The sequence below is a fragment of the Phormidesmis sp. 146-12 genome (assembly GCF_052939495.1).
Genome location: NZ_JBJPHS010000187.1, coordinates 1 through 7,555, shown reverse-complemented (window position 1 = coordinate 7,555; position 7,555 = coordinate 1). Strand labels below are relative to the sequence as shown.

At 47.1% G+C, this 7,555-nt stretch carries 9 protein-coding genes; 4 read left to right on the top strand and 5 right to left on the bottom strand.

All coding sequences use genetic code 11. The features are described from left to right. Positions 1-602, top strand: a 602-nt coding sequence (locus ACKFKF_RS33655; protein WP_446871724.1) for a CHAT domain-containing protein, incomplete at its 5' end; no start/stop codon positions are given. Between the two features lie 365 nt (positions 603-967). Here ACKFKF_RS33655 and ACKFKF_RS33650 read toward each other — a convergent pair. The 3 genes from ACKFKF_RS33650 to ACKFKF_RS33640 are packed head-to-tail and all read right to left on the bottom strand — an operon-like array spanning position 968 to position 3,767. After that, entirely contained in the window at positions 968-1,645 is a 678-nt protein-coding gene (locus ACKFKF_RS33650) for a response regulator transcription factor (protein WP_446859933.1), read from the bottom strand. Beyond that, the gene (locus ACKFKF_RS33645) at positions 1,642-3,108 is read right to left on the bottom strand and encodes an ATP-binding protein (RefSeq protein WP_446871723.1); all 1,467 of its coding nucleotides are present in this window, start codon (positions 3,106-3,108) and stop codon (positions 1,642-1,644) included. Before ACKFKF_RS33645 ends, ACKFKF_RS33650 begins: the two co-directional genes overlap by 4 nt. Before the next feature lie 20 nt (positions 3,109-3,128). Further along, positions 3,129-3,767, bottom strand: a complete 639-nt coding sequence (locus ACKFKF_RS33640) for a cupin (protein WP_446871722.1) — start codon at positions 3,765-3,767, stop codon at positions 3,129-3,131. Positions 3,768-3,949: 182 nt separating this feature from the next. Here ACKFKF_RS33640 and ACKFKF_RS33635 point away from each other — a divergent pair, with 182 nt between their 5' ends. The 3 genes from ACKFKF_RS33635 to ACKFKF_RS33625 are packed head-to-tail and all read left to right on the top strand — an operon-like array spanning position 3,950 to position 5,915. Then, positions 3,950-4,441, top strand: coding sequence for a TlpA family protein disulfide reductase (locus tag ACKFKF_RS33635; RefSeq protein ID WP_446871721.1), 492 nt, complete (start codon positions 3,950-3,952; stop codon positions 4,439-4,441). Between the two features lie 49 nt (positions 4,442-4,490). Further along, positions 4,491-5,057 (top strand): thioredoxin family protein, encoded by a 567-nt coding sequence (locus ACKFKF_RS33630; RefSeq protein ID WP_446871720.1) that lies wholly within the window; start codon positions 4,491-4,493, stop codon positions 5,055-5,057. A gap of 60 nt (positions 5,058-5,117) precedes the next feature. After that, on the top strand, positions 5,118-5,915 hold the full coding sequence (locus ACKFKF_RS33625) for a cytochrome c biogenesis protein CcdA (protein WP_446871719.1): 798 nt from the start codon (positions 5,118-5,120) through the stop codon (positions 5,913-5,915). A gap of 411 nt (positions 5,916-6,326) precedes the next feature. Here the strand turns inward: ACKFKF_RS33625 and ACKFKF_RS33620 are convergent, their stop codons facing one another. Further along, the gene (locus tag ACKFKF_RS33620; protein WP_446871718.1) at positions 6,327-7,412 is read right to left on the bottom strand and encodes a WD40 repeat domain-containing protein; all 1,086 of its coding nucleotides are present in this window, start codon (positions 7,410-7,412) and stop codon (positions 6,327-6,329) included. Beyond that, on the bottom strand, positions 7,400-7,516 hold the full coding sequence (locus ACKFKF_RS33615) for a GTP-binding protein (protein WP_446871725.1): 117 nt from the start codon (positions 7,514-7,516) through the stop codon (positions 7,400-7,402). Before ACKFKF_RS33615 ends, ACKFKF_RS33620 begins: the two co-directional genes overlap by 13 nt. Positions 7,517-7,555: the final 39 nt, after the last annotated feature.

Genomic DNA, 7,555 nt, shown 5'->3' with positions numbered 1-7,555 from the left:
TATTGGGCAATCCCACCATGCCCCAAGTTTCTCTGTCGCCCGGAGAACCGAAGCAGCAATTATCACCCCTACCCGGAGCCGAAATCGAAGCTAAAACGATCGCCTCCCTCCTCAACACTCAACCGATTATTGGCGCACAAGGAACCAAAGCAGCGATCGTTGCCAAAATGCCTCAAGCCTCAATCATTCACCTCGCGACACATGGGCTACTGGATGATATTCGTGGATTGGGAAGCGCGATCGCTCTAGCTCCTTCTGGTAATGACAATGGACTATTGACCGCAGAAGAAATCTTGAACATGAGACTGCAAGCAGATCTGGTTGTTTTAAGTGCTTGTAATACAGCACAGGGCAGAACAACTGGAGATGGAATGATTGGCTTGTCTCGATCGCTGATCGCCGCCAGGGTTCCGAGTGTGATTGTTTCGCTCTGGGCAATTCCTGATGCACCTACTGCGGATCTGATGAAAGCGTTCTATCAGAACTTGCAGAAGAATCCAGATAGAGCGCAAGCACTCCGGCAGGCAATGTTAACGACGATGAAAACCCATCCCCAACCGCGAGATTGGGCAGCCTTCACATTGATAGGAGAAGCGGAGTAGCGCTGTAGAAACTGCGATTGGTGAATCAAGTTGCACCTTCCCACAATCGATATTGCACTCTCTCATTAGACTTCCTGCACGAATCATAGATGCCCTCCGACTAAAGTCGGGGCTACAAGAGCAAAGTGTGCCTTCGCACACTAAAGAGGCGATTTTAACCGTTAGTCCACGGAGGTGGACTTTGTTCTGATAGCAGCGTTGCCGAAGGCTCTTGCGAAGCTAACATCAATCGCCAGGTATTCATGCAGGAAGTCTATTCATCAGATCTGCGGGTATGCTGCATGAATCCTCACATTTTAACCTGAGTTTTGGGAGCTATCTCTCGTTCGAGCCAGTGAAGCTATTGAGCATCCAGCAACTAGAAATTAGTGCTCACGCACAACATAACCCACTCCGCGAACAGTATGCACTAAACGCTTAGGATGGTTTGCTTCTAGCTTGAGTCGTAATGCTCGAATATAGACTTCAATAATGTTCGACTCGCCCATAAAATCATAGCCCCAGACCTTTTCTAGAATTTGATCGCGAGTGAGTACTTGGCGCGGATGACGCATCATCAGCTCCAGTAGATCAAATTCTTTAGTTGTGAGTTCAATTAACTGACTGCCTCGATAGACTTCTCGTGTGAGAGGATTGAGGCTCATGTCTTCAAACTCTAGCGTATCGGGTTCAGTCGGATTCACACAGCGTAGGCGTGCTTTGACTCTTGCTAATAGTTCTTCAATGCTAAAGGGCTTTGTTACATAGTCATCGGCTCCCGCATTTAGGCCGGTCACGCGATCGGGAATTTCATCTCTTGCAGTCAACAAAATAATCGGCGTTTGAATGCCTGTTTTCCGCAATCGCAAACATAAATCTAAGCCAGAAATCCCTGGCAGCATCCAATCTAAAATGAGCAAATCAGGGTGTGCTTCACGGGCGATCGCTAACCCTTGGATGCCATCGATGGCAACTGTGACTTGATATCCTTCCAAGCACAGTTCTGTTTTGACAAACTCTGCTAATCTGGGGTCATCTTCGACTAAGAGGATGTGATTAGTCATCGGTCAGGTTTCCAAAGGGGTAGAGTTATTGTAAACGTACTGCCTTCGTTTGGGCTAGACCGTACTGTAATTCGACCTTTCATGCCTTCGGTTAAACTTTTTGCGATCGCTAATCCCAGTCCCGTGCCATCTCTAGAACGAGTCATCGCTTCATCGACTCGGTAGAATCGTTCAAAAATTCGATTTTGATGCGCTAAGGGAATGCCGATGCCGCGATCGCGCACCTGAATCATGGCATACTGCTCCGTTTGTGCTAACACTAACTCAACAGGCTGATCCGCAGCAGAATACTTGATCGCATTATCGACTAGATTAATCAACACTTGCTGTAATCGGTCTTGATCGGCACAAGTAACCACATCTTCATCAGGAAAGAGAACCTTGACGGGTCGATTACTAACCTTTTGACTCATCGCTGCAACTTCTGTAACCAGCGTATTGAGCATGATCGGATTCCGCCGAAAGTGCAAATTTCCGCTATCTGCTCGCGCCAGATCCAGCAAATCTTGCAACATCCGAATGGTGCGCTCTGTCTCTGCCGCAGCCGTTTCTAGTGCTTGTTGTTGATAAGGATTTAAGTTTGTACTTCGTCGAAGTAAGCTCTGCAAATAACCGAGTACAACCGTTAAGGGCGTGCGTAACTCATGGGAAACATTACCGACAAATTGCCGTTGCTGTTCCCATGCCCCAGACAATCGAAGTAGCATTTCATTGAACGCCTGAGCTAATCCTAGAACTTCATCCGGTGCTCGATTTAGTTGTAACTTAGCTTTGTTCAGGTTATCTGATAAATCATCCGCAGAAACAGCACTGGCAAGGTGGCTCATCTGTTCTAGCGGCTGCATTGCTTTATGAATTCGTTTTGAGATAGCTGTGATCAAGAGTGCGATCGCCACCAAACTAACAAGTAGCAATCGCCAGAGTCCAGTGTTCAATTTGTGCTGATCTTCTGTAATATCTTGAGCCAGATATAGCTGCCCGAAGGCTTTCCCATCAATTGCGAGAGGGCTACCACACAACACAATATCTCGATTCCCAAACCGAACAATCTGCGGCGTTTTTGGAACTTGGGCGAGAGTATCAACTTGCTGGACTGTGGACGCAACCGACTCCACTCCAACCGATTGTGCTAGCAGTTTACCCTCTGGACTTTTGACCCATACGATTAATTTGGAGGTTGAAACTTTACGGATGGTTCTCTCTAATCCAGTGTCCAGTTGTCCCATCTCGCTATAAAGCTGGATTTGATCGGGAAAGCGCATCGCAATGTATTCTAGCGTCTGTTTGTGGGCTGCAACTAGATTTTGCTCCATTTGCCAACCTGCCCAAATTGCCACACTGCCCAACCCTAGAATCGATAGTGCGACCAATTCTAGAGTCAAGCGAAACTGAAGCGAGGAAGTCGAAATTCGCTTGTTTGTGAAAGAGTTGATTCTGGCTCGAATCAGGCGGCTCAATGGCATAGAGGAATGCTCAGTAAAAATCAGAAGGGCTTGGCGGTGCCTTGAATGGGGTCAAACTCGAATCGTTGATCATAGTTTGTTTCGCCATAGAGATTGAAGCTTAGAGTTGGCTGATCTCCCATCGCTTGAATCTGATGAATGGTATCAGGCATCAAACAGAGAATGTCGCCAGGATCAAGTAAGCGATCGCTGCTTAATTCAATCTGGTCAGGGCGTTCGGACGTGGGCGATCGCTGCCAAAATGTATTGTTCTCTTGTCCACTTAACAATGCGACAAGTCCCCAACTCGCATGATTGTGAATGGGGGAAGTGACTCCGGGTGCCCAGGCAACGAGTTGCACAGTTAATGGAAAAAACGGCTCATCATACAACATAGACACGGCCCAACCTGTTTCTGAATCGGGCTGAAGAAAGGGCAGTTGCAGCCAATCGGCATGATTTAGAAGTTTACGAACTAACGGACAAATCGCTTGAAGTCGGAGTCGATCATCCGTGATTTGATTTAACACATCTTCTAACTCGGTTAAAAAACGATAGAGCCGATACGGTTGAGACAATTCCTCAGCTTGAGCGATCTTAGAGAGATCTATGCTAGAGCAGATCGCGTCCCCATCTTGGCACTTTCCCGCATTGGTCACAAACCAGTTTTGTCCTCTCATAGTCGCGGATTGCTCTACAGCGTATCATTTTGTTTTTACTGTACAAGCAAACCTCAGTATCAAGATGAATTTTTGCTGAAAAAACAGAGGCGCAAATTTTTAGCATTGATCCATCTCATCCTCATCTCATCCTCATTTTTCTGGAATTTAATGCTAATCACCACCGCAATCATAGGTTCTGTATGCGTCATTATCTAGTTTTATTAGCAGGTTTGAGTTTGAGTGGCTTAGTCGTCTCCCTCTCATTCCTCAATACAACGTCTACACGAGTCTCGGCCGCTCCTGTCCAGCTTCTTGCACAAGCAAAGCGGTCTGGGAATGTTGGTGGAGCTTTAGCGAAACAACTACAAGGGAAGCCCGTTGTGGTCGATATCTATGCAAGCTGGTGTCCTGCCTGTAAGAATATTGCGCCAACGCTCTCTCAACTCAAGCGACAGTATGGTAACAATGTGCATTTTGTGGTGCTGGATGTCAGCGATCGTGCCAAAGCAAGGCAAGCAGAACAGCAAGCTAGAGCACTAGGACTGGGGCAGTTTTTCTCAGCCAACAAGTCGCAAACTGGCATGGTTGCCATCATTGATCCTAAAACCGGAAACATTTTGACACAGTATCGTAACAACGCGAATAAGTCCGATTACACCACGGTACTGAATGCTGCACTTTCCCGTCGGTAATAGAAGATTAACTGAGCGTCCGTCGATCGTATTTTGAGGAAATCACGCCATGAAGATCCAATATTTTTCTGCCCTTGCAGTTGCTTCATTCCTGAGTCTGGGAGTAGTAGCAGGTTGTTCAAACCCTTGTGCCGCAAAAACAAAATCTCCTACAAACACAAGCACTGAAGTTCAAGCGAATCCCTGTGCAAGCAAAGCGAATCCCTGTGCAAGTAAAGCGAATCCCTGTGCAAGCAAAGCGAATCCCTGTGCCGCCAAAGCCAAATCAGTGGAGGCTCCTCTAGCACAAGAACTACAGGGAAAACCTGTTGTCGTAGATGTCTTTGCAACTTGGTGTTCAGCTTGTAAGAATATTGCACCCACTGTGGCACAACTGAAGAAAGACTATGAAGGTAAAGTCACCTTTGTTGTTTTAGATGTCAGCAATCAGGCGACGACTGCGGAAGCAGAAGCGAAAGCCAAACAACTTGGGCTGAGTGAGTTTCTGGCTGTCAATAAATCACAGACAGGCATGATTGCCATTATTGATCCTGCAACAGGCAAAGTCTTGAGCCAACAGCGCAATAATCCGAATCTAGCAGACTACAAGAAAGTGCTGGATTCTACCCCCATTTAATGACCCTAGCCAGGAGAAGTTTTACGATGAGCTTCTTCTGGATACTTCAAGGAAAGCTTTATGCAAAAGAAGTGGCTTATTTACGGCGGATTGGGATTGCTTTGCCTAATTCTAGTTTTAACATTGGGGTCTGCAATTAGTCATCCGATCGAACAGATGATTTCAATGGTTGAAAACCGCTACCAACAATGGTTTGACCAGCAAGATACCGCCAATCCTTTCCTGTTATTGCCCTTAGCATTTGCTGGTGGCGTTCTTGCAAGTGTCTCACCCTGCATTTTAGCGTTATTGCCTGTTAATCTCAGCTACATTGGTACGCTTGAGATTCAGTCTCGTCGGGATGCATTTGTGAAAGCGGGCTTATTTGTTTTGGGAGCCATCACAATTTTGAGTTCGTTTGGTTTGGTCTCCTCCTTTGCAGGAGCCGTGCTGGTCGAATATCGAGGCTATATCAATGTGATTGTCGGATTCATTATGGCAATCATGGGGCTGTGGTTGCTCGGCGTTGTTAAATTGCCACTTCCGCAACTGTCAGTTAATCTTCCTCACGCTGGCCCCTATGGCGTAGGGTTAACGTTTGCCTTAGTGAGTTCTCCCTGCGCCAGTCCAGTTCTGTTTGCAGTTCTAGCGGCAGCAGCAGCAACAGGCTCTCAGATTCTAGGGACGCTAACAATGGTCAGCTATGCGCTGGGCTATACTATCCTTATTTTTCTAGCTAGCCTATTCACAGGATTAGCAAAGCAAAGTAAGCAATTGTTGAAGCATTCGGAAGGAATTATTCACTTTGGCAGTGTTGCCTTGATTTTAACGGGTCTGTACTACTTGATTACAGGAACTCAATGGTTCTTTGGAGGGTAATGAATCGGAAGCCTCATGATTAGACTTTCTTCACGAATCATAGATACCTTCCAAAGGCTCTTGCGAAGCTAAGGATTGTGGATTAAATAAAACCGACCATTGCGTAGGGTGTGTTGAGCCATGCGAAGCGCACCGATTTCAAGCGTTGGTGGTGCGTTTCGCTATCGCTTAACACACCCTACAAATTCGATATTATTTAATCCTTATTCCTAACATTAATCGCCAGGTATTCATGCAGGAAGTCTATTAAACCTGTACCTTGCTAACGTGAACTCAATGAAGTTTTTTTGCTTCGTTCTTGGGCGCTTCTGCCCCCAAGCTGCCAATTTTAGGGACTTTCAGACCAGATTTTGGTTTAAAGTCCCTCGATCGTGGGAAATTTAGCTTGCTCTCCTAGACTAACAACCGCCGCTAACGCCTTCCAAACCCTTGACCTCGCTGTTCTTTTGACCAGATAATCAGCTCTCCATTCTGCCCACCCGCAGCCAGAGACTGACCCTGAGAATGCCAGGAAAGGCAGGAAAATCCGTCAGGCGCACCCTCAAGAATCTGGGCTAACTGCTTTGCCTTGTTCCACAAACAAATACAGCCGTCGGCGGCAGCAGAAGCAAACAGCACGGTGTCAGGTTGAAACTGAATCGATTGCACCATATCTTCATGATGCTCCAGCACTCTCCCTTCCCAGCCGACCAACTCATCTGCCTGTTTCTCCCAAATCACAATGCTCTCAGCACTGGCCGCTGCTAACAATGGCGCACTTGTCTTAGTGAAGTAGTTTGACCAAGCCAGTTGACGCACTTTACCCGGAAAGCCACGCATCACCCACGGATGAGGATTTTCCCACTCCAAAACGGTAATGGTTCGATCGAGATTCCCAGACGCAATATATTTACCATCGGGTGACCAGGCAACTGCCACACTCGCAGAATCTAGACTCAGCAAATAGGGATCATCATCCCAATCGTCTGCTGTCCAAATCTTGATGCCTTGATACCCTCCGATCGTTAAACGCTTCCCGTCAGGATGCCAACCCAGATCTAAGACAGAGGAAGTCTCAAAATTTAACGTGGTCGCAATGTCATTCATTGCGCTGTCCCACACTTGTACATAACGACCCAGGCTGAATGCCAGTTGATTGCGCTTTGGACTCCACGCCATGCGATCGATCCAATCGCGTCCGTTCCCCAGGGTGGCGAGCAGTTGTGGCGTTTCGGCCGAGAGGTGCCAAATTTTGACTTGTCCGTTTTGTCCGCCAACCGCAAGAAACTGCCCATCGTGAGAAAAACTAAGACAGTCTGCGGATTGTCCCGTTGCCGTTTGGAGCAGGGTTGTCTGTGATGTTTTGACCGTCAATATCGTCACCTCACCGGCCGCAGAACTCGCAGCCAGGAGTTGACCAGTGGGCGACCACGCGATCGCCGTTACATAGTCAGAAAGCGATCCCTGCCAGTGTGGTTGAAAGTCACTCCCCGAAGTTTTTGCCTTTACACGAAACACGCTTTGAATCCTTCTCTTAAAACAGCTTCGTCCAGATTGCGACCGATGAAGACTAACTCATTTTTGCGAGTTTCATCAGGTCTCCAGAGGGCACCTCGATTAATTAGTTTTGGGTGAGATGGGATCTCAAATGAGACAAAAAG